The organism is Peptococcaceae bacterium 1198_IL3148 (assembly GCA_036763105.1).
Taxonomy (GTDB): Bacteria; Bacillota; Desulfotomaculia; order Desulfotomaculales; family Desulfohalotomaculaceae; genus JBAIYS01.
In genome coordinates this window covers 134,655-155,578 of the sequence record JBAIYS010000001.1, presented here as the reverse complement: position 1 = coordinate 155,578, position 20,924 = coordinate 134,655, and the positions used below count along the sequence as shown (strand labels likewise).

The 20,924-nt window shown below is 45.5% G+C and carries 15 protein-coding genes and 1 tRNA gene; 12 read left to right on the top strand and 4 right to left on the bottom strand.

From position 1 onward, the window contains the following. Positions 1–76: 76 nt before the first annotated feature. Together V6C27_00800 and V6C27_00795 are read left to right on the top strand one after the other, a co-directional pair. Positions 77–4,522 (top strand): FAD-dependent oxidoreductase, encoded by a 4,446-nt coding sequence (locus V6C27_00800; GenBank protein MEG6614964.1) that lies wholly within the window; start codon positions 77–79, stop codon positions 4,520–4,522. Between the two features lie 146 nt (positions 4,523–4,668). Then, positions 4,669–4,744, top strand: a tRNA-Val gene (locus V6C27_00795). 108 nt (positions 4,745–4,852) lie between these two features. Here V6C27_00795 and V6C27_00790 read toward each other — a convergent pair. From V6C27_00790 to V6C27_00780, 3 genes are all read right to left on the bottom strand, one after another. Next, positions 4,853–7,249 carry a homocysteine S-methyltransferase family protein gene (locus V6C27_00790; protein ID MEG6614963.1) on the bottom strand — a complete coding sequence of 799 codons (2,397 nt, stop codon included), beginning with the start codon at positions 7,247–7,249 and terminating at the stop codon, positions 4,853–4,855. Then, positions 7,218–7,919, bottom strand: coding sequence for a hypothetical protein (locus V6C27_00785; GenBank protein ID MEG6614962.1), 702 nt, complete (start codon positions 7,917–7,919; stop codon positions 7,218–7,220). Before V6C27_00785 ends, V6C27_00790 begins: the two co-directional genes overlap by 32 nt. 155 nt (positions 7,920–8,074) lie before the next feature. After that, complete coding sequence (locus V6C27_00780) at positions 8,075–9,304, bottom strand: LysM peptidoglycan-binding domain-containing protein (GenBank protein ID MEG6614961.1); 1,230 nt, start codon at positions 9,302–9,304, stop codon at positions 8,075–8,077. A 234-nt stretch (positions 9,305–9,538) separates the two neighbouring features. On the opposite strand from V6C27_00780, the gene V6C27_00775 reads away from it, so the two are divergent. The 3 genes from V6C27_00775 (at position 9,539) to V6C27_00765 (ending at position 11,275) form a co-directional block, all read left to right on the top strand. After that, a complete protein-coding gene (locus V6C27_00775) occupies positions 9,539–9,931 on the top strand; it encodes a hypothetical protein (GenBank protein MEG6614960.1) in 393 nt (130 codons plus the stop codon). Between the two features lie 72 nt (positions 9,932–10,003). Next, the gene (locus V6C27_00770; GenBank protein MEG6614959.1) at positions 10,004–10,207 is read left to right on the top strand and encodes a hypothetical protein; all 204 of its coding nucleotides are present in this window, start codon (positions 10,004–10,006) and stop codon (positions 10,205–10,207) included. A 123-nt stretch (positions 10,208–10,330) separates the two neighbouring features. Continuing rightward, complete coding sequence (locus tag V6C27_00765; GenBank protein ID MEG6614958.1) at positions 10,331–11,275, top strand: quinate 5-dehydrogenase; 945 nt, start codon at positions 10,331–10,333, stop codon at positions 11,273–11,275. Positions 11,276–11,400: 125 nt separating this feature from the next. On the opposite strand, the gene V6C27_00760 is transcribed toward V6C27_00765, so the two are convergent. Beyond that, positions 11,401–12,336, bottom strand: a complete 936-nt coding sequence (locus V6C27_00760) for a peptidoglycan-binding protein (GenBank protein MEG6614957.1) — start codon at positions 12,334–12,336, stop codon at positions 11,401–11,403. A 162-nt stretch (positions 12,337–12,498) separates the two neighbouring features. On the opposite strand from V6C27_00760, the gene V6C27_00755 reads away from it, so the two are divergent. From V6C27_00755 to V6C27_00725, 7 genes are all read left to right on the top strand, one after another. Further along, positions 12,499–13,098, top strand: a complete 600-nt coding sequence (locus tag V6C27_00755) for a GerMN domain-containing protein (protein ID MEG6614956.1) — start codon at positions 12,499–12,501, stop codon at positions 13,096–13,098. Positions 13,099–13,258: 160 nt separating this feature from the next. Next, positions 13,259–15,112: an N-acetylmuramoyl-L-alanine amidase gene (locus tag V6C27_00750; protein MEG6614955.1), complete on the top strand. Its 1,854-nt coding sequence runs from the start codon at positions 13,259–13,261 to the stop codon at positions 15,110–15,112. 144 nt (positions 15,113–15,256) lie between these two features. Then, positions 15,257–15,679 (top strand): methylaspartate mutase subunit S, encoded by a 423-nt coding sequence (gene glmS / locus V6C27_00745; protein ID MEG6614954.1) that lies wholly within the window; start codon positions 15,257–15,259, stop codon positions 15,677–15,679. Positions 15,680–15,691: 12 nt separating this feature from the next. Next, entirely contained in the window at positions 15,692–17,080 is a 1,389-nt protein-coding gene (glmL, locus tag V6C27_00740; GenBank protein MEG6614953.1) for a methylaspartate mutase accessory protein GlmL, read from the top strand. A gap of 14 nt (positions 17,081–17,094) precedes the next feature. Then, positions 17,095–18,546 carry a methylaspartate mutase subunit E gene (locus tag V6C27_00735; GenBank protein ID MEG6614952.1) on the top strand — a complete coding sequence of 484 codons (1,452 nt, stop codon included), beginning with the start codon at positions 17,095–17,097 and terminating at the stop codon, positions 18,544–18,546. A 147-nt stretch (positions 18,547–18,693) separates the two neighbouring features. After that, positions 18,694–19,941, top strand: coding sequence for a methylaspartate ammonia-lyase (locus tag V6C27_00730; protein ID MEG6614951.1), 1,248 nt, complete (start codon positions 18,694–18,696; stop codon positions 19,939–19,941). Continuing rightward, positions 19,941–20,918, top strand: a complete 978-nt coding sequence (locus tag V6C27_00725) for a 2-hydroxyacyl-CoA dehydratase (protein MEG6614950.1) — start codon at positions 19,941–19,943, stop codon at positions 20,916–20,918. Before V6C27_00730 ends, V6C27_00725 begins: the two co-directional genes overlap by 1 nt. Positions 20,919–20,924 lie beyond the last annotated feature (6 nt).

The following is a 20,924-nucleotide window of genomic DNA, read 5'->3' as shown; positions in this document are numbered from 1 at the left end:
GCAAAGCAATCTTTTTTTGTAAGCACTTGTGCAAAAGGTAACAAATGTATAGGTACGGAAGGGGGTTAGTTGGTTAATGAGTGAACATAAGACCAACAAAGAGATGGTTGGATCGGTGATGGTTGTGGGAGGCGGTATTTCCGGCATGCAATCTTCATTGGATCTGGCGGAGTCAGGTTACCGGGTTTATCTAGTGGAGAAGAAACCAGCTATTGGTGGTGTGATGGCTCGTTTGGATAAAACTTTCCCCACCAATGACTGTGCGATGTGTATCATGTCTCCAAAGCTGGTGGATACCGGCAGACATAAGGACATTGATATTTTGGCCGGTACCGAGGTGGTGGATATTGCTGGGGAGCCAGGTAATTTTAAAGTAAAGCTACATAAAGCCGCACGCTATGTTGATTTGACTAAATGTACAGGTTGTGGTGAATGTGCCAACGTTTGTCCGGTTAGTTTAAAGGATCAATTTAATGGCGAATTGGCAGATCGTAAAGCCATATATAAGTTATACGCCCAGGCGACACCAAATGCCTTTGCGGTGGAAAAGAAAGGGGTGGCTCCCTGTAGAGCAGCTTGCCCCGCAGGTATTAATGTGCAGGGTTATGTACAATTAATTAAGTCTGGCAAATTTGTCGACGCTTGGAAGATGATCTATCAAGATATGCCGCTACCGGCCATCTGTGGTCGCGTATGCGCCCATCCCTGTCAATCGGCTTGTAACCGCAAAGATATTGATGAGCCGGTGCAAATCCAGAAATTAAAGCGGTTAGCCGCTGATATCGCCTACGAAAATTTAGATTCACTGCCGCTGCCGGAGCCAACGGCACAACGGGAAGAAAAGGTGGCGGTTATTGGTGGTGGCCCCGCTGGTTTATCAGCAGCCAATTTTTTAGCCAGAAACGGCTATCAAGTGACTATATTTGAAAAGCTGCCGGTTGTGGGCGGTATGATGAGAGTGGGTATTCCGGAATATCGTCTGCCCAGAAAGTGGATTGAATTAGAAGTTGATTTAATTAAAAAACTGGGTGTTGAAATTAAGACAAATACTGCCTTGGGTAAAGATATCACCATTAAAGGCTTAATGGATGAGGGATATAAAGCAGTCTTCTTGGCGGTGGGAGCCCATAAAGGTTTTAACTTACAAGTGCCCGGAGCCGATTTAAACGGCGTGATCAGTGCGGTGGATATGTTACGCCAAGTGAACCTGGGTGAAAAGGTAGAGCTGGGCAAAAAGGTGCTGGTGGTTGGTGGCGGCAACGTAGCCATGGACGCTGCCAGAGTATCCCGGCGCTTAGGTTGTGAAGTCGATGTCCTCAGTTTAGAGGCCGAAGGTAAATTGCCAGCTTCACCGGAGGAAATTCAAGAGGCCATTGAAGAAGGTATAGTTTTCCACTATGCCACCGGCGTAGAAAAAATTATTGGTGCTAAAGGTAAGGTAAAAGAAGTCAATACCGTTAACGTAACTGCGCTATTTGATGAAAAGGGTCGGTTTGCACCCACATATGGCGACAACAAGGGCACCATTACTGGTATAGATAGTGTTATTGTGGCCATTGGCCAAACCCCGGATTTATCATTTGTTGAGGATATGCCGTTGACCAACGAGCGGGGCAACCGTTTGCTGGCAGATCCAGATACTATGGCCACTAATGTTGCTGGGGTTTTTGCCGGCGGTGATGCCCAAAGTGGTCCCCGGTTATTAATTGACGCTGTTGGGGCCGGTAAACGGGCTGCAGAGAGTATCCACCGCTATATTCAAGGGGAAGATTTAAAAGCAAACCGAGAATTTAAAATTCCCGAAGAAAAAATTGCCCCGCTGCGTCAACAACCCGGAGAGGTTGTAAGAGAAGCACCGATGGCCATGAGTTATGCGCCGGCAGAGCAAAGGGCCACTAACTTTGAAGAAGTGGCATTGGGGTACACTGCTGAAGAAGCCCAAAAAGAGGCCGAACGTTGCTTGAACTGCGCCGTATGTTCTGAATGCTTACAGTGTGTTGATGCCTGTGTAGCTAAAGCCATCAATCATGATATGCAAGATGAAGACATTGAGCTTGAGGTGGGGGCGGTTATCTTAAATCCAGGTTACGAAACTTATGACCCCAGTAATTTGGACTACTATGGCTATGGCCGTTTCCCCAATGTGTTAACCAGTATGCAATTTGAGCGGATATTATCGGCCTCTGGGCCATATAAGGGACATATGGTGCGTCCGTCCGATCATAAAGAACCAGAAAAAATTGCCTGGATACAATGCGTTGGTTCCCGTAACGAAAAAGAGTGCCATGGTTACTGTTCTTCCGTTTGCTGTATGTATGCCATTAAGGAAGCGGTTATCGCTAAGGAACACAGTAGTCAACCGCTGGATACCACCATCTTTTTCATGGATATGCGTACCCATGGTAAAGACTTTGAGCGTTACTATGACCGAGCCAGAAACCAACAGGGCGTAAGATTTGTACGTTCCAGAATATATGAAGTTACCCAGGCCAGCGATGGCAGCAATGACTTAATTATTCGCTATGCCAATGAAGATGGTACCATTAATACCGAGCGGTTTGATATGGTGGTTCTATCCGTTGGTTTCAACCCCAATAGTGATGCGGCCCAGTTGGCTGAGGCTGCCCATATCGAACTGAATGAATTTGGTTTTTGTAAAACCGATGAGTTTGACCCCGGTTGTACCACCAGAGATGGGGTATTTGTCAGTGGTGCTTTCTGTGAGCCCAAGGATATTCCAGATACCGCTGTGGACGCCAGTTCTGCCGCTGCCTATGCCTCCAGACTGTTGGCTCCGGCCCGAGGTAGCATGATTCGGGTGCAAGAGTACCCACCGGAAAAAAATGTAGAGGGTCAAAAGCCGCGGGTTGGTGTATTTGTCTGCAACTGCGGTATCAACATTGGCAGTGTGGTTAACGTGTCCAGCGTGGTGGAATATGCTAAGACGCTAAAGGACGTGGTGTATGCCCAAGAATTCCTGTTTACTTGCTCCCAGGACAACATCGTTAAAATTAAAGAGGCCATTATTGAACACGATTTAAATAGAGTGGTGGTGGCATCCTGCACCCCCCGCACCCACGCTCCGTTATTCCAAGCCAGCCTGCGGGAGGCCGGATTGAACCCGTATTTGTATGAGCACGCCAACATTCGGGAACAGGTATCCTGGGTGCACCGGGAAATGCCAGAAAAAGCCACTGAAAAGGCCAAGGATCTGGTGAAAATGACGGTTGCTAAAGTTAGGTTATTAAAACCTGTACAGACCAAGACCTTTACCATTAACCAAAAGGCGCTGGTGGTTGGTGGCGGAGTTGCCGGTATGACCAATGCCCTTTCATTGGCTGAACAAGGTTTTGAGGTGTTCTTACTGGAAAAAACCGGTGAATTAGGCGGTCACGCCCGGCACATTCAATATACTATCAATGGCAATAGGCCAACAGAATTAGTTGACAAGTTAATTGCAGAAGTAAACAGCAATGACAAAATTCAAATATTGTTAAATGCTGCAGTGCAGGATGTTTCTGGTTATCTGGGTAACTACCGCACAGTGGTTAAGTTTGCTGACGATTCCACCACCGAAATTGAACATGGTGCGGTGGTAATTGCCACCGGTGCAGACGCAGTGGTGCCGGATGAATATCTCTACGGTCAACATCAAGCGGTATTAACCCAACAGGAGTTAGAAGAACGGGTGGTCAACGGGCAACTGGGTAAGCCCAATACTGTGGTGATGATTCAATGTGTGGGCTCACGTCAGGAGGATCGACCCTACTGCAGTAAAATTTGCTGCACCCAGGCGGTTAAAAATGCCTTAAGATTAAAAGAAGAAAATCCCGAGACTAAAGTCTTTATCCTATACCGGGACATCAGAACCTACGGATTTAAAGAAAAATATTATACCGAAGCCCGCCAAAAGGGCGTTATCTTCATTCGCTATAATGTAGACAACAAGCCGCAAGTGTCAGCCGATGGCGATAAAGTAACGGTACAGGTAACTGATCACGTTTTAGGCATGCCGGTCAATATCGGTGCCGATCTATTGGTATTGTCCAATGGTATTAAACCGAACAGTGATAACGAGGTGCTGAGCCAGCACTTTAAGGTGCCGTTGAATGCCGATGGTTTCTTCTCCGAGGCCCATATGAAGTTACGTCCCGTTGACTTTGCCGCTGATGGTTTATACCTTTGCGGTTTGGCCCACGGACCTAAGACCATTGGAGAAAGTATCGGTCAGGCCAATGCGGCGGCAGTTAGGGCGGTAACGCTACTTTCTAAGGAAAACCTAGAATCCCTGGGGATCACTGCCGAAGTAGATGAGGAACTATGTAAAGGCTGTGGACTATGTGTAGAAGCCTGTGCCTATGGTGCCCGGGCTCTGGACGAAAAGACAAAGGTGGCCATGGTGCGGGATGTACTTTGCCAAGGCTGTGGCGCTTGTGTATCAGTATGCCCCAGCGGTGCTTGCCAGCAGCGGGGCTACGAAAAGAACCAGTTGTTGACAATGATAGATGCGCTAATCAGTTAAATAGAACATTGAGGGCGGCCCAGCAAGCCGCCCTCAACATATTAATGGCTTTCTGAGTGAGACTTCAATTTTTTTAAGACAAACTATTGACGGGTGTCATCCTTTATGATATATTATGTAACGTAGCAAGTGAGCAAAACATGTGAGGGCGATTAGCTCAGCTGGGAGAGCGCCTGCCTTACAAGCAGGATGTCGGCAGTTCGATCCTGTCATCGCCCACCAGAAAACCTGTGGTTTTTAACCACAGGTTTTTTTATTTTTTGCTATCCTAAGCATTAAGTCTGTAGTAAGGGCCGTTGCCAAAAGCAACAGCCCCTTTAGGTTATAGCTTTAAAATATTCTTTGGGCCACTCTAACCCCTTCCCGGGCGTCTTTGACATAATAGTCGGCTTCGATCATATCTGCATAGCGTTGATTTAGTACCGCGCCGCCCACCATCACTTGGCAATCCAGCTTAGCTGCCTTTAATTGAATAATGGTTTCTTTCATACTGGGGATGGTGGTGGTCATTAAAGCACTTAAACCCACCAGTTTCGCTTGATGTTCTTTAGTTGCTTGCACTACCACCTCTGGAGGCACATCTTTCCCTAGATCAATGACGTTATAACCGTAGTTTTCCAACAATACTTTGGCAATATTTTTGCCAATATCGTGAATATCTCCCTTAACGGTGGCCACAACGACGGTGCCCTTATCCACCGTATTGGTGGCGGACAATTCTTGACGCAACCGGGCAAAGGCCAGTTGTACCACCTCTGCCGACTGCATTAATTGAGGGAGGAAAAACTCACCCTTTTCATATTTTGTACCCACATCGTCTAGGGCTGGAATTAAGATTTCGTCCACCACTTCCAGCATATTTTTACCGCTGGCCAACACCTCCGCCACCAGTTGGGTAACACCTTCCTTTAAACCGCTGACCACTGCTTTATAAAGGGCATCTGCCGGACTAGGTGGCGCATCTGTCTGGGGTTGTTGGGCAGTATTCTGGGGCTGATTGGCAAAGGCGGCAATGAACTGCTTAGAATCCTGATCCCGATAGGTCAGTACTTGGCCCGCCTTAATGGTGTTCACCATTTCGGTGTCATGGGGGTTAATAATGGGGGCATCCAAACCGGCAGCCAGGGCCATGGCTAAAAAGGTTTTGTTTAACAGTTTACGGTTTGGTAAGCCAAAGGAGACGTTACTGACACCCAACACCGTGCCCACACCCACCTGTTCTTTCACTAACTGAGCCGCCTTGATGGTTTCCAATACCTCTTGTTGTTGGGCACTGGCGGTAAGCACTAGGCAATCTATCAACACATCCTCTTTGGGGATTCCGCACTGCTCAGCCCGGGCCACTATCCGTTGGGCAATTTTTAATCTGTCCTCAGCCTTCGGCGGAATGCCGTTTTCATCCAGAGTTAAGCCCAGTACGCAGGCGCCGTATTTTTTCACCAGCGGCAGCACGGTGGATAAACTTCCTTCCTTACCATTTACCGAGTTAACCAGCGCTTTGCCGTGATAGGCTTGCAGTGCCACTTCCAGTGCCTTGACATCGGTACTGTCTATTTGTAAAGGTACGCTGACAACCTTTTGTACCGCATTAACCGCTTTCACCAACATGGCGGGCTCATCAATATCGGGCAAACCCACATTGACGTCCAATATGTCGGCACCCTTTTCCACCTGTTGCACCGCTTCCTGCACCACCCGGGCCAGTGAACCTTGACGCAGTTCTGCCGACAATAATTTTTTGCCGGTGGGATTGATGCGTTCGCCAATTATTCTAACGGGGGCGCTGCCTCCCACCGTTAATGTTTTAGTGCTGGATGTGAGATAGGTTTTCGGTTGATACCCCGGTGTTATGGGGGTTAAACCAGCCACCTGCTTTTTAATGGCCGCTGTAAATTCCGGCGTGGAACCACAGCAACTGCCCACTAACGAGGCACCGGCCTGTACCAGCAGAGGAGCATAATGGCCCATTTCGGCAGCGGTTAGCGGAAATATTGTTTGATCCCCTTCTAACACTGGTAACCCGGCGTTGGGTTGTACCAAGAGGGGCACTTTGTTCACGGTGGCCATGGTGGCAATTACCTGTTCCAACTCTTTGGGACCACCGGAACAGTTGGCCCCTAAAATATCTGCTCCCAGCGACTGTAGTGTGATGACTGCAGTCGCTGGGTCGGTGCCCATCAAAGTGCGACCGTCCGGTTGGAAGGTCATACAGCAGATTACAAGTAACTCTGGCGCCGCCTCCTTAGCGGCCAGTACAGCCGCCCGGGCTTCCCCCAAATCTGACATTGTTTCAATACAGACTAAATCCGCCCCGGCCTCGACGCCGGCGACAATTTGTTCTTTGAATACAGCAAAGGCCTCGCCAAAGGTTAGCGGGCCACTTGGTTGCATCATTTTACCCGTTGGTCCCACCGATAGGGCCACTAAGGTGTCTTGATGGCAGGCCTCTTTGGCGGCCCTAACACCGGCGGCATTTAATTCTGCCACTCGATTTTCTAAGCCGAATTCCCCTAATTTAATTCTGTTGCCACCAAAGGTGTTGGTTTCAATAATGTCGGCTCCGGCTTCCACATACAAACGGTGGATTTCTGTAATGGCCTGGGGCTGTTCCGCATTTAAAAGTTCTGGGCACCCTTCGTCCAGCAGGCCTTGTTTTTGCAACAGTGTACCCATAGCTCCATCAAAGACCAACACATTATTCTTTAGTATTTCTGCTAGTTTTAGCACACATTTCCCCCCTATTTCGATAAGCACAATTTTCGGCACCGCAATTTGCACATTTATTTAGTATCGGCACATCTTGCTCGCCGACGGTAAAACCAACAATGCCAAAGATACTCTTTTCCGGTTGCAATGCGCAGGTTTCGGTAATATTTATACCAATGCTGGCGGCATTAACTATTTTAGCAAAAGGGCGGTTTACTTCCAGCGGCAAATCTCCATAGCCACTACAATAGCGCCAAGTTAGGTGGTAACCTTGTTTTTTAGCCTTTAATTTTAATTGCTCTTGCAGTTGGTCGGCCACTTTCTCCACTGCGTCACTGCCCACAGCATCTAAAATGGTGCCGGCGGCATACTCATTGCTCTTAAAGAGCTGGGAAACTTTAGCCTCCAACTGAGGACCGATGGTGGCTGCCACTAGGCAGACTTTTTTGGCGTTTCTAAGTAAGTTGGAGATATCATTGCCTGGTAACACCAACCCTGCCTCAGCTATCTCCACCCCTCGGTCGGTGATGTCGAGGTGATTAAATATGCGGTAGGTGGTGTTGGGCTCCAACAGAGTTATACCCAGTGATATGTAATAGTCAATCTTTGCCAACATATCTGGAGTAAATTTAGTGCTATTGGGTTTATAACCTAGGTAACGTAATACTTCGTTTTTATCGACGTACAACATTATTATTGCCCCTTTTATTTTGTAAACTTACTTTTTCCATAATTAGCGAAGAAATCCTGCATTTAATAAAAAATAGTTTATCTATTATAACATTTATACACAAGAAAAAGGCGTGATTAAAGTCACGCCTTTTTCTTGTGTATAAATTTATCAAACTAGTTACCGGCAGCTTTTTTAACGGCCTCTTGGTGTTTGGGGTCTTCGGAATTGGTGTTATGGGTGCGACTGTGTAAAAAGTGCAGGTCGAACATACCATCAAAATTGTTACCAGCAATACTGTCAAAGGAATGGGGCATGCCAGCCATAGAAGCGGCAATTTGTCTACCTTGATATTCTAGAATCACTGGACGGGTCTGCCAACTCCAGGATCCACCATATAAACCTTTCATAATGGCAGTATCGCTGGCTGTTAGCGGTTCACAGTCGGCATGGTTGCCGCCGCCAATGCGTTTTATCTTAAAGGTGGTTCCGGTGGCCAAATCTTTAATTACCCCGGTACTTTCGTGGTTAAAAAACCAGTTGGCAAATTCCCAAGGCAACAGCTCGCCATAGCCAGTTTTTTGTGGCCCCTTTGGTGCGCTAATGGAAACAGGATTTTGGGAGTTGGGCACAAATAGTGGCATTCCTGGGGTGATTAGTTGGCTTTTCATGTTGTTGGTTTTGATAATGGCATTCACAGAGGAGCCATATTTTTGGGCAATGCCGCTTAAAGAATCGCCCGATTTAACATAGTATAGATTTACCCCGGTGGGGATCTGCCAACTGACTTTGTCAGGTGTTGTTGCTGGCGGTTTCGGTGTTGGTGTCGATGATTGACTATTTGCAGAAATAATTAATTGCTGGCCGACGTATATGCTGTCACTGGTTAATTGGTTAACATTCATCAGGTTGTCCACAGTGGTACCAAAACGCTTAGCAATAAAATACAGGCTATCGCCAGGGACTACGGTATATTTTTGATTTTGGGGATTGTCCACTGTTGCTTTAGAGTTAGGGATAGTTAATTGTTGCCCAACTAAAATTTCATTGGCAGCTAAATTGTTGGCAGCTTTTAAATCGCTAACACTGATGCCATGGGCTTTGGCAATTAGATATAAACTGTCGCCTCGCTGTACAGTATAAGTGTTACTGTTACTTGCACTATTATTAGTATCTACAGCCACTGCCAGTTTTTGTCCTACCCAAATTTCATCACTGGTTAAATTATTGAGCTTCTTTAATTGATTAATTGAAATGTTATATTTCTGTGAAATTTTCCAAAGGCTGTCGCCAGGTATCACTGTATATGTCTGTCCTGCGTCAGCAAAATGACTAGAAAAAAACAATAAACCCGTAATTAAGGTTGAACACAGAGTAACCTTAATAAACCCACGTTGCTTTAACATTATGGCCTCCTTAATTAACTCCAATTTTTAATGAGGTCGCTATGAAATTGTAAAAAGCATATGTTAGTATCACCACCCTGTTGCAAAATTTGGAGTCCTGGTTATATTATACACTAGCAAAAACCAGAAAGGTAGAATATTCACATATATGGTAAAAATTACATGAAACCTGTAACAAATTCTTATATTATGTGGGAAAACTAAAGCAAACAGAGATGAGGAGGTTATGAAAAAATGCCAATGTCCCCTGATGAAAGGGCAATTTTAGCTTATTTTTCTTCCAGTGATGATGCCCAAGCGGCAGCAAAATCTTTAAAACAACTGGGAATTGAAGAGGTACAGGTTGATCGGGTATCACGGTACGGCTATGCTCCGGATGCAGAAATAAATAATCCCTTTAGCGGTGAACCCAGTCAAACCAACCTGATAATTTTCTCTGGTACTTCCGACCGCTTTTACAGTCAAGATGCCCGGATATTAATGGCGGCTGATCCTTCGGTTAGCGGTATCGGTGATACCAATTACGGTGTTGCCGGTGGCAACAGCTTTTTAGTGACCGCGGTGACTGACGAGGCCCATTTGGACAAAGCATTGCAATTGGTAAAAGAAAAGGGAGGAACCATATAAAAACCAATATGGAAGTAGGTGGTGCCTGACTCCACCAAAGCAATCTAAACTAAACAAGGGGGGTGGATCAGTTTGAAAAAAATAGAGCGGCCTAAAGATTTTAATGAGGCGGTGAAACGGCTTAAAGAACGGCAAGAAGCACCGTTATTAAATGACACCTTGGTGAATGTAATGCAATCGGGGTATGTAGACAGTATGGGTGATGTGATTGCAGTTATGGAAAGGTCAGAACGGCAACCAGCAACTGATATCAACCGGTACCGACAAAAACGGTAACTATTACTTCGATGCAGGTGGCATTTGCCAGGCTAGTAAAATTAAATTTGTAGAATTATGGTTACAATGTTAATATATTTTTGTAATATTAAATTAGATTGCAATAAGATGGAGGCCTAGGCGTTGAAAAGGGTTATTAGCGTTAGTCTCGGTTCATCCAAACGTGACCATACCATTACGGTGGAACTGTTGGGAGAATTATTTGAAATGAGCAGGGTGGGCACCGATGGTGATATGCAAAGGGCAATGGAAAAGTTACGCCAACTGGATGGCAATGTAGACGCCATTGGGTTAGGCGGCATAGATATATATTTGTATGCTGGCAAAAAACGCTACCCCATAAAGGATGGGTTGCGTTTAAAACAAGTTGTATCTAAAACACCGGTGGTGGATGGCAGTGGCGTAAAAAACACTTTAGAAAGGGAAACCGTCAGCTATCTCTTAGCCAAAGGTTTAATAGGCAGTGGCAGCAAGGTGCTAATGGTTAGTGCGGTGGATAGATTTGGCATGGCAGAGGCTTTTAATGAAGCCCAATGTGATATTACCTTCGGTGATTTAATGTTTGCTGTTGGTATTCCTTGCCCGCTATACTCCATCGAAAAGCTGGAAACCATTGCCCGTAGGTTATTACCCATCTTCACTAAAGTACCATTTAAAATGCTTTATCCCACCGGCAATAAACAGGACAAAAACGACATTGCTAAGGCAACTAAGTACGCTAAATATTATCACCGAGCAGAAATAATTGCTGGTGATTATCACTTAATTCGCAAATACCTTCCGGAAAAACTTAATGGCCAGATGATTATCACCAATACCACCACCGCTGCCGATGTTGACATGCTAGCCCAACGGGGTGCGGGCACTTTGGTAACCACTACCCCCGAATTTAACGGCCGCTCCTTTGGTACCAACGTAATTGAAGCCGTTTTAGTGGCAATGTTAGAAAAGAGCTGGGAAGACACCACCCCAGAAGAATACAGCCAATTGCTAAGGAGACTAAACTTTAAACCCAGAATTGTACAGCTAAACCCAGTGAAAAGTAATGAAGAAACAATTAGAAAATAAACAAACCCAAAAAGGCCCCTGCACATTGATATGCAGGGGCCTTTTGCGTCAACACTGAATATTTTCTTTAAAATATGTCATTCAAAATTCAGAATTCATAATTGAAAATTAAGGGCGCAGCCCTTTTATAGTTTCATCACTTCATACATTTCCCGATCCACTCGGTTATCCCGCACCAAGTTATGATCTGCTCTAAAATTAAATATCGCCTGTTCCATACCAGGGCCAAAAATGCCATCCACCTCTTGATCATAATAGCCTTTGCGCTTCAAATAGGCTTGGACCATGGCGACATCGGGGCCCTTTTCTCCTTTACAAATGGTGCGATGGGTATGACCCGGAACGCCAAAGGGATTGCCCACTATGTACACCGGGGCATTAACCGGTACCCAGGGGTATAATTGTTCTACTTTGCTGTTATGCATTCTAATGCAACCGTGGCTGGCATAGCTACCAATGGAACCTGGTTTATTGGTGCCGTGAACGCCGTAGATGCCCCAGCGGACATTAAGGCCGATCCAACGGGTGCCAAAGCCGGTGCCCCAATTCATCGCTTTACGGGTCACTTTCCAGGTGCCAATGGGACTGGGGGTCTCTGGCTTTCCCACAGCAACATGAAAAGTATGGTAGGGTTCATTATCACTAAACACCGTTAATGTGCGATTGACTGTATCCACCACCAGGGCAATATCACCGCTGGGGGGAGGGGGAAGCTCGTTAACCACCGGTTTTTCTAAATAAGTAGCTAATTTGTCCCAGGTTTCTGCTTTAACGGCCCCGGTCACCACCAGTTTTTCATCTTCCTGAAAATTGGCTACAGCGGCAGCGGTTTTAGGTCCGTAGACACCGTCTAATTTACCATCATAATAGCCCAGTTGCATTAATTCCAACTGTAAAATTGAAATATCAATGCCCGTTAAGTAGGGTTGCTGCAGTGATAAAGTATCTTCCGCCTGACAGTGAATTGGGCAATAATGATAATTGGCCAGGGCGGTGCAGGGTAAGAAGAAACTAATTATTAGCAAAAACAGACAGACAATAACTGTGTTAAAAACTGGCATTTTGATCCCTCCTATAATCCTCAATATCAAAATTATGACTAAGTTGAGGCCAGATTATGCAGTCAAGACAAAATTTTAATAATAATCCATATATTGGTAATATTTGTTGTGTTTGAAGCATAAATATATAAAAATTGCACTGTTTTAGGGGAGGATTAGATAATGGACAAAAAAATAAAAAGCAGGTATCTGTTAATCTTTTTGCTGTTGTTCATTACCAGCGTGTTAATAGCCTGTGGTGACGAAGGTGAAAGTGCCGAGGAGACAATATCCCTTAGCGATGCAGAGACCCGGCAGGAAGTTACAGCGGAAGATGTAACAGTTTTAAATGATGTGGTGGATAAAACATCAGTGGTGTTGTTTTTTGCCAATGATAACGGCTACTTGGTGGCCCAACAGCGGGAAATTCCAAAGGTTGATGGCTTGGCCAGAATGACCATGTATGAACTGGCAAAGGGGCCCGCTGCCAACTCGGGATTACTGCCCACTTTACCGCCAGGTACTGAGCTAAAGGACATTAATATCAAAGGTGGGTTATGCACAGTGGATTTTAGCTCGGAATTAAAACAAAACCACTCTGGTGGCAGTGGCAATGAACAATTGACAGTATATTCCATTGTGAATACCTTAACCCAATATGCCAGTGTACAAGAAGTACAAATTCTTATTGATGGTGAAGTGGTGGAAACCTTAGCCGGACACATTAATTTAGCTAAGCCTTTAACCAGAGAAGATTCTATTATAACCAGCGCCAACCCTTAGGGGTTGGTTTTTTTACTTATTTTGTAAAGAGCCACTCCCCAAAGTATGTCTAATGACAAGTATTTTCAAGGTTAATTTTGGTTTATTAGGAGGGTAATTGGAACGTTATGTAGAATTTCCCCGTCTATAAGGAGAAAAACTATCAATGGGGATGATGACAATGAATAAATTATTGGTACTGGCCCTTAGCGCTTTATGTTTAACCATGCCAATAAGTAACCATATTGCAGAAGCAGCCACCAACCAAACAGCGGTGGTAAAGGGTAGCTATGTTAACTTAAGGAGCGGTCCGGGCACAAATCATGCCAGCCAAGGACAGGTAACCCAAGGGGACAGGCTTGTTGTTTTAAGTAAACAAGGTGATTGGTATCAAGTTAAAAAAAGTGATGGTCAAACAGCTTGGATTGCCAGTTGGCTGGTGGCAATAGAGCAAAAGCCAGCATCAAATCCCCCCCAAAAGACCACCGAAATGGCAGTGGTAACCGGTACCGATGTCAATCTGCGGGGTGGTCCGGGAACCAGTTATCCCATAGCTGGACAAGCTAACCAAGGGGACAAGTTACCGATTTTAGCTAAGGAGGGTGATTGGTTAAAAGTAAAGCATAGTGATGGCAAAGAGGTTTGGATAGCCGGTTGGTTGGCCCAAGTGGATAGTGCCCCTGTTGCCACGCCTAACCAGTCAGCACCGACACAGACGATACCAAACACCACATCTACCACCACTGAAATGGCAGTGATAACCGGTACCGATGTCAATCTGCGAGGCGGTCCGGGAACCAGTTATCCCATAGCTGGACAAGCTAAGCAAGGGGACAAGTTACCGGTTTTAGCTAAGGAAGGTGATTGGTTAAAATTAAAGCATAGTGATGGCAAAGAGGTTTGGTTAGCCGGTTGGTTGGCTAAGGTAGAAACTGTTAGCACAACAGTCACTCCGCCAACAGCGTCAACTTCAACCCCTCCCGCCGGTGGCCAAGCAACCTCCAGGGGCGATGATATTGAACGGAACTTAGTCTCTTGGCTGCCGGCACCAACGGATGATGAAGAAACCAATGGTGATGATCGCAGTGATAGGGATGGGGACAAAGATCAATTGGATTACGACGGTCATCAGTTGACAGATATTGAAGTAGTAACAGATGGTGATAAAACAGTAATTACCGTTGAGGCCGATACTAAATTAAGCTATAACACTTTCTTCCTCAGTAATCCCAATCGTTTAGTGGTTAATTTTGAGGGGGTACATTTAGGTCAATTACCAGAAGCTCAAAAGGTGAACTCGTCAACTGTAACGGAAATTCGTATTGGACAATTCAGTACCCAACCGCTAATTACCAGAATGGTATTAGATTTGGCAAATCCAGTTAGTTATCGTACCGATACCACTAACCAGGGGCAGTCTTTAGAAATTCAATTAAATAAAGTGAATTATACAGATGCTGTTGAGGGCAAAGTAATCTTTATTGATGCCGGACATGGTGGCAGTGATCCTGGCGCTCCTGGCTACAGCCGCAACACTTGGGAGGAGGACGTAAACTTAGATATGGCCTTAAAGTTGGCGGCCATCTTAAGACAACAGGGTGCCCAAGTGGAGATGAGTCGCACCGGTGATCAAACCGTTGACCTTACCGAAAGACCCTATATGGCCAACCGCATTAATGCAGATATTTTTGTCAGTATTCATTCCAATGCCAACACCAACAGCAGTATACGGGGCACCAGTACCTATTTTTATGCCCCCAGCAGTCGAGCGGATCTTTATGCCCAAAGGGCTGACCGCCAGCGCTTAGCGCAAAATATACAAAATGAAATGGTGCAATATGCTAATCTGCCGGACAAGAACATTAGGGAGGCCAATTTTGCGGTGCTCCGAGAAAGCAAAATGCCTTCCGTTTTAGTGGAGACAGCCTATATCAGTAATCCCGAAGAGGAAAAGTTGTTAGCAAACAGTAATTTCCGCCAGCAGGTTGCCGAGGCCATAGCCCGGGGAATAAATGCATACTTTAGTGGCAATTAAATTTTGGCTCAGAGCTATTCTCTGAGCTTGATTTTTTTGATATGCTGGGATAAAAAGCAGGAACAATTTACAAGCTAGAGAAAAGTATAACTTACATAGTATTTTTTATTTATTGGTAAGTCTGCTGCTGATGGAGGGGATAAGATGAGCGACAAGAAAAAAGTTACCATTGTACTGGGGGTAATTGGTGCTGATGTACATGCAGTGGGTAACCGCATTTTGCATTTTGCACTGAGCGAAGCCGGCTTTAATGTGGTAAACATTGGTGTTATGGCCTCCCAAGAAGAGTTTATTAACGCTGCTGTGGAAACCAATGCCGATGTGATTGCGGTTTCGTCACTATATGGACACGGGGAAATAGATTGTCGTGGGCTGAAGGAAAAGACGATAGAATCTGGTTTGGACAACATTAAACTTTATGTTGGCGGCAACCTGGTGGTGGGCAAACAGGACTGGCAAGAGGTGGAAAAAAGATTTAAGGATATGGGTTTTGATCGGGTTTATCCACCGGGAACTATGCCGCAAGAATTTGTGGATGATTTAAAAATAGACTTTGATTTAGATTAAGAGGTGTTAGCAATGCAATTAGCCTTATTGCTTGACTTTGGCAGCACCTATACCAAAGTGACAATTGTAGACTTAGTGGCCGAAGAGGTGGTGGCAACTGCCCGGGGGCGTACCACTGTAGAAAGCAATATAATGGATGGTTTAGACCGAGCCATGACAGAAATACATAAACAGCTGGGCACTGCGGAGCTAAACTTTAAATACAAGCTGGGGTGCAGTAGTGCCGCTGGTGGCTTGCGGATTGCGGCCATTGGACTGGTCAAGGATTTGACGGTGGAAGCGGCTAAACAGGCGGCATTGGGTGCCGGTGCCAGAGTGTTGGGTGTATACGCCCATGAACTGGCCATTAAAGAGATTAATGAAATCGAACTTGTCAAGCCGGACATTGTGCTGCTGGCGGGCGGCACCGATGGTGGTAATAAAGAAGTGCTTTTGCACAATGCCAGTATGTTGGCAGAAAGTATAATTGAATCCACCGTCATAGTGGCTGGAAATAAGTCGGTGGCGGATAAAGTGGAACAAATTCTTACCCAAGCTGGTAAAAAGGTGTTGGTTACCGAAAACGTACTGCCACAGTTGGACAAGCTCAATGTTTTACCGGCCCGCAATTTAATCCGACAGGTGTTTTTAGATACAATTATAGAGGCCAAAGGATTAAAGAAGGCAGAGGCTTTTATTGAAAGAATTTTAATGCCCACGCCGGCGGCGGTATTAAATGCGGCCCAATTGTTGGCAACAGGTTATGGCAACGAAAAAGGACTGGGTGAATTAATTGTGGTGGATATTGGTGGTGCCACCACAGATGTGCATTCCCTGGCAAATGGTTTGCCAACTAAATCCGGAGTGAATTTTAGAGGATTACCACAGCCCTTTGGCAAACGAACGGTGGAAGGCGACTTGGGCATGCGGGTTAGTTCTCTATCCTTGTTTGAGTCTTTACCCCCAGGCAGTTTGGAAAGATACACCCAAACCTCTGCGGAGAAGGTAAAACAATACATTGACGATTTGCAGCAGGACTATAGCTTACTGCCCAGGGATGAGGAAGAAAAGCGCATAGAAACGGCGATGGCTGCTTATTGTGCAGGGCTGGCGGTGGAGCGTCACGCCGGTGTGTTAGAGGTGGTTTGGACCCCCTTTGGTGCCAGTTATGTACAAACCGGCAAGGATCTGACCGAGGTTCCTTATGTTATTGGCACCGGTGGTGTTATTGCTAATCACCCTAACCCCAGCGATATTTTAAAGACTGTTCTTTTTCAAGAAGAGAATCCCACCATATTGAAACCAAAACAACCAGAATTTTTAATTGATAGCCAATATTTATTGGCATCAATGGGATTATTGGCAGAGGTTGAACCAGAGAAAACTTTGCGCATAATGAAAAAATATATAAATAAGCGTTAAAGGGAGAGGATAAGGTGAAACTGGTCAACAAAAAAATAGATTGGGAGCAATTCAATAATATACGCCAAGAGGTGCTGCAATCTTGGCCAACAGGTAGTGACGTGGATTTCGATGAGGGCTTGGAATATCAAAAACAAATCGACGTCAATCGGCGGTTTTCCGAACTGCTGATCAAGGCTGAAGCCGAAGGTCGGACACTAGCCCAACCCAGAGCTGGGGTGGCTTTGGTGCAAGAACACATTGAACTGTTGCAGTATTTAGAAAGAGAAGGGGAGGCAGATTGCTTGCCCACCACCATAGACAGCTATACCAGGCAGAATCGCTATGGTGAAGCACAAACCGGTATTGATGAAAGCCGGACGGTGGGACGTTCTATGCTTAATGGCTTTCCAGCAGTTAACCATGGCATTAGCGCCTGTCGTAAAGTGGTGGAATCGGTGAAAGTTCCGGTGCAGGTACGTCATGGCACACCAGATGCTAGACTATTGGCAGAGATCACCGTTGCCGGCGGATTTACCAGTTTTGAAGGTGGCGGAATTTCCTATAACATTCCCTATGCTAAAGATGTGCCGTTGGAGCGTTCCATCATCGATTGGCAATATGTGGACCGTTTAATTGGCTATTATGAGGAACAGGGTATTTGTATTAACCGGGAACCCTTTGGCCCGTTAACCGGTACCTTGGTGCCCCCTTGCATATCCCACAGCGTGGGCATTATTGAGGCCCTTTTGGCAGCCGAACAAGGGGTTAAAAGCATTACTTTAGGTTATGGTCAGTGTGGTAATTTAGAGCAGGACGTGGCTGCAGTGATCACCCTGAAGGAACTGGCCCAAGAATACCTAGATCAATTTGGGTTTAAAGATGTTCATCTGTCCACAGTGTTTCACCAATGGATGGGCGGTTTCCCCCAGGATGAAAGCAAAGCCTTTGGGGTAATTAGTTGGGGTGCGGCCACAGCTGCATTGGCCAAGGCCACCAAAGTTATTGTGAAAACTCCCCACGAAGCCATGGGTGTGCCCACCAAAGAGGCCAATGCCTCGGGCATAAAAGCCACTAAACAATTACTAAATATGTTAAAGGACCAAAGTTTCCCAGACAACCAGCAGTTACAACAGGAAAAAGAGATGATTAGAAAAGAAGTAAGAGCTATTTTAAATAGAGTACTAGAATTTGGCGAAAATGACATCGCTTTAGGTACTGTACGGGCCTTCCAAGCGGGGATTATCGATGTGCCCTTTGCTCCCAGCAGATTTAACTTAGGACGCCTGCTGCCGGCAAGGGACAACAATGGCGCTGTAAGGTTGCTGGACTTTGGCAACCTGCCCTTTAAGCGGGAAATTATCGATTTCCACCAAGAAAAAATAGCCAAACGTGGTGAAAAAGAAGGCCGCCAACCTAGTTTCCAAATGGTAATTGACGATGTTTACGCCATCGGCAAAGGCATGCTGGTTGGCAGACCAAGATAAAAGCAATTATGAATTAGGAATGTTGAATTTTGAATTAAGAAAAACTAGCTATTCAAAATTCATAATTCAGAATTCAAAATTAAACAGTAGCGTTTGTTAGAAACAAAAAATAATTACACAAAAAACTGTGTAAGGAGACCGATAACAATGAAGGTAATAAGTGCTTATGCTTCACCGGGCTTAACTGGATTTTATTTTGATGATCAAAAGGCGATTAAAAAGGGGGCAGCCCAAGACGGCTTTACCATATTGGGTGAGCCCCAAACCCCAGGTTTTACCGCCGTTAGACAACGGGGCGAATCCATTTCCATCATACTGGTGTTGGAAGATGGCAGTGTGGCTTACGGCGATTGTGCGGCGGTGCAGTACTCGGGAGCCGGGGGACGGGATCCACTGTTTTTAGCCAGCGAATTTATTCCAGTTATTGAACAAGAAATTTTTCCACGCCTAATTGGCAGAGAACTGACCGAATTTAAAGCCTTAGCCGAAGAATTTGATCAATTACAACATGCTGACGGTACTCGGTTTCACACCGCCATTCGCTACGGTGTCACCCAGGCTTTGTTAGATGCGGTGGCCAAAAGCCAAAAAATAACCATGGCCGAAGTGGTGGCCAAAGAATATCATACGCCACTATCTGCCCAACCGGTGCCAATTTTTACCCAAACCGGTGACGACCGCTACATTAACGCCGATAAGGCAATAATTAAAAGGGTTGATGTGTTACCCCATGGGTTAATTAACAACATGGAAACCAAGTTGGGCACCGATGGCAGTAAATTGATAGAATATATCAGCTGGTTAAAGGGCAGAGTGAAAAAACTGGGGGGCGATCAATATCGCCCGGTGTTACATATCGACGTTTATGGCACCATTGGCCAATTGTTTGCCGATGACACCGAGGCCATGGCCGATTATTTGGGTAAACTAGAACAGGCGGCCTCGCCATTGCAGTTGCGCATTGAAGGTCCAATGGATGTCGGCAGTAAGGAAGGGCAAATTGCAGCCCTGGCCAACCTCTGTCAAGCAGTAAAGGCCAAAGGCATTAACGTGCAAATAGTGGCCGATGAATGGTGCAACACGTTAGAAGATATTCGAGAATTTGTAGATGCCGGCGCCGGTGATATGGTGCAAATAAAAACCCCAGATTTAGGTGGCATCAACAATACCATTGAAGCAATCCTATATGCCAAAGCAAAGGGCATCGGTGCTTACCAAGGCGGTACCTGTAACGAAACTAACCGTTCTGCTGAGGTGTGTGTTCATGTGGCCATGGCCACCAGACCGGACCAAATGCTGGCTAAACCCGGCATGGCAGTGGACGATGCCATTATGGTGGTTTATAACGAAATGAGTAGATTACAAGTGTTGCTAAGGGCAAAGGGTGTAAATTAATGAAAAAAATTGGAATTACCACCACCATTCCGTCAGAGGTAGTTTATGCTGCCGGAATGGTGCCAGTGGATTTAAACAACATATTTATTACGCACAATAATCCACAATTGTTGGTAGAAGAAGCCGAGTTGGCTGGCTATCCCAGAAACTTGTGTTCTTGGATTAAGGGTATCTACACCACTGTGTTGAACAACAAAGATATAGATACCGTCATTGCCGTTACCCAAGGAGACTGCAGCAACACCCATGCTTTGATGGAAACGCTGGATCTGGCTGGCATTAAAGTAATTCCCTTCGCCTACCCCTTTGATCGAGACTATGATTTGTTAAAATTACAAATAGAAAAACTGATGACAGCCTTAGGTACCGACTGGGAGCAAGTGAATGAAACCAAAAAAACACTGGACGCGGTGCGGAAAAGACTATGGCAGATGGATCAGCTAACTTGGCAGGACAATAAAATTAGCGGTTTTGATAATCACCTGTTCCAAGTTTGTTCCAGTGACTTTAACGGCAATCCCGAGCAATTTGCTAAAGAGATGGACGATTACCTGGCTAAACTGCCCCAACAACCGGAAATAAAAACTGAACTGCGGATTGGCTATATTGGTGTACCGCCAATTATGGATGACCTTTATGATTACCTGGAAGAACGAGGGGCCCGGGTGGTCTACAATGAGGTGCAACGTCAGTTTGCCATGCCCTTTGATACCGATGATCTAGTGGAACAATATCGGCTTTATTCTTACCCCTATGGTATTTTTTACCGCTTAGAAGATATTATAGAGCAAATTAAATTGCGGCAATTGGATGGGGTAATTAGTTACGCCCAAAGTTTTTGCTATCGGCAAATCGAAGATTTAATTATTAGGCAAAAAATTGATGTGCCAATATTGACCTTGGAAGGGGATAAGCCTAACAAACTAGACGCCCGGACCAAAATGCGGTTGGATTCATTTTTAGAAATGCTGAGGTGACAAAAC

Bases quoted from the DNA above. Each gene is read 5' to 3' on its own strand.
- V6C27_00800 (MEG6614964.1), top strand. From the start codon at position 77: ATGAGTGAACATAAGACCAACAAAGAGATGGTTGGATCGGTGATGGTT.
- V6C27_00785 (MEG6614962.1), bottom strand. From the start codon at position 7,919: ATGTTGTACGTCGATAAAAACGAAGTATTACGTTACCTAGGTTATAAA.
- V6C27_00780 (MEG6614961.1), bottom strand. From the start codon at position 9,304: ATGTTAAAGCAACGTGGGTTTATTAAGGTTACTCTGTGTTCAACCTTA.
- V6C27_00775 (MEG6614960.1), top strand. From the start codon at position 9,539: ATGCCAATGTCCCCTGATGAAAGGGCAATTTTAGCTTATTTTTCTTCC.
- V6C27_00760 (MEG6614957.1), bottom strand. From the start codon at position 12,336: ATGCCAGTTTTTAACACAGTTATTGTCTGTCTGTTTTTGCTAATAATT.
- V6C27_00755 (MEG6614956.1), top strand. From the start codon at position 12,499: ATGGACAAAAAAATAAAAAGCAGGTATCTGTTAATCTTTTTGCTGTTG.
- V6C27_00750 (MEG6614955.1), top strand. From the start codon at position 13,259: ATGAATAAATTATTGGTACTGGCCCTTAGCGCTTTATGTTTAACCATG.
- glmS (MEG6614954.1), top strand. From the start codon at position 15,257: ATGAGCGACAAGAAAAAAGTTACCATTGTACTGGGGGTAATTGGTGCT.
- glmL (MEG6614953.1), top strand. From the start codon at position 15,692: ATGCAATTAGCCTTATTGCTTGACTTTGGCAGCACCTATACCAAAGTG.
- V6C27_00730 (MEG6614951.1), top strand. From the start codon at position 18,694: ATGAAGGTAATAAGTGCTTATGCTTCACCGGGCTTAACTGGATTTTAT.
- V6C27_00725 (MEG6614950.1), top strand. From the start codon at position 19,941: ATGAAAAAAATTGGAATTACCACCACCATTCCGTCAGAGGTAGTTTAT.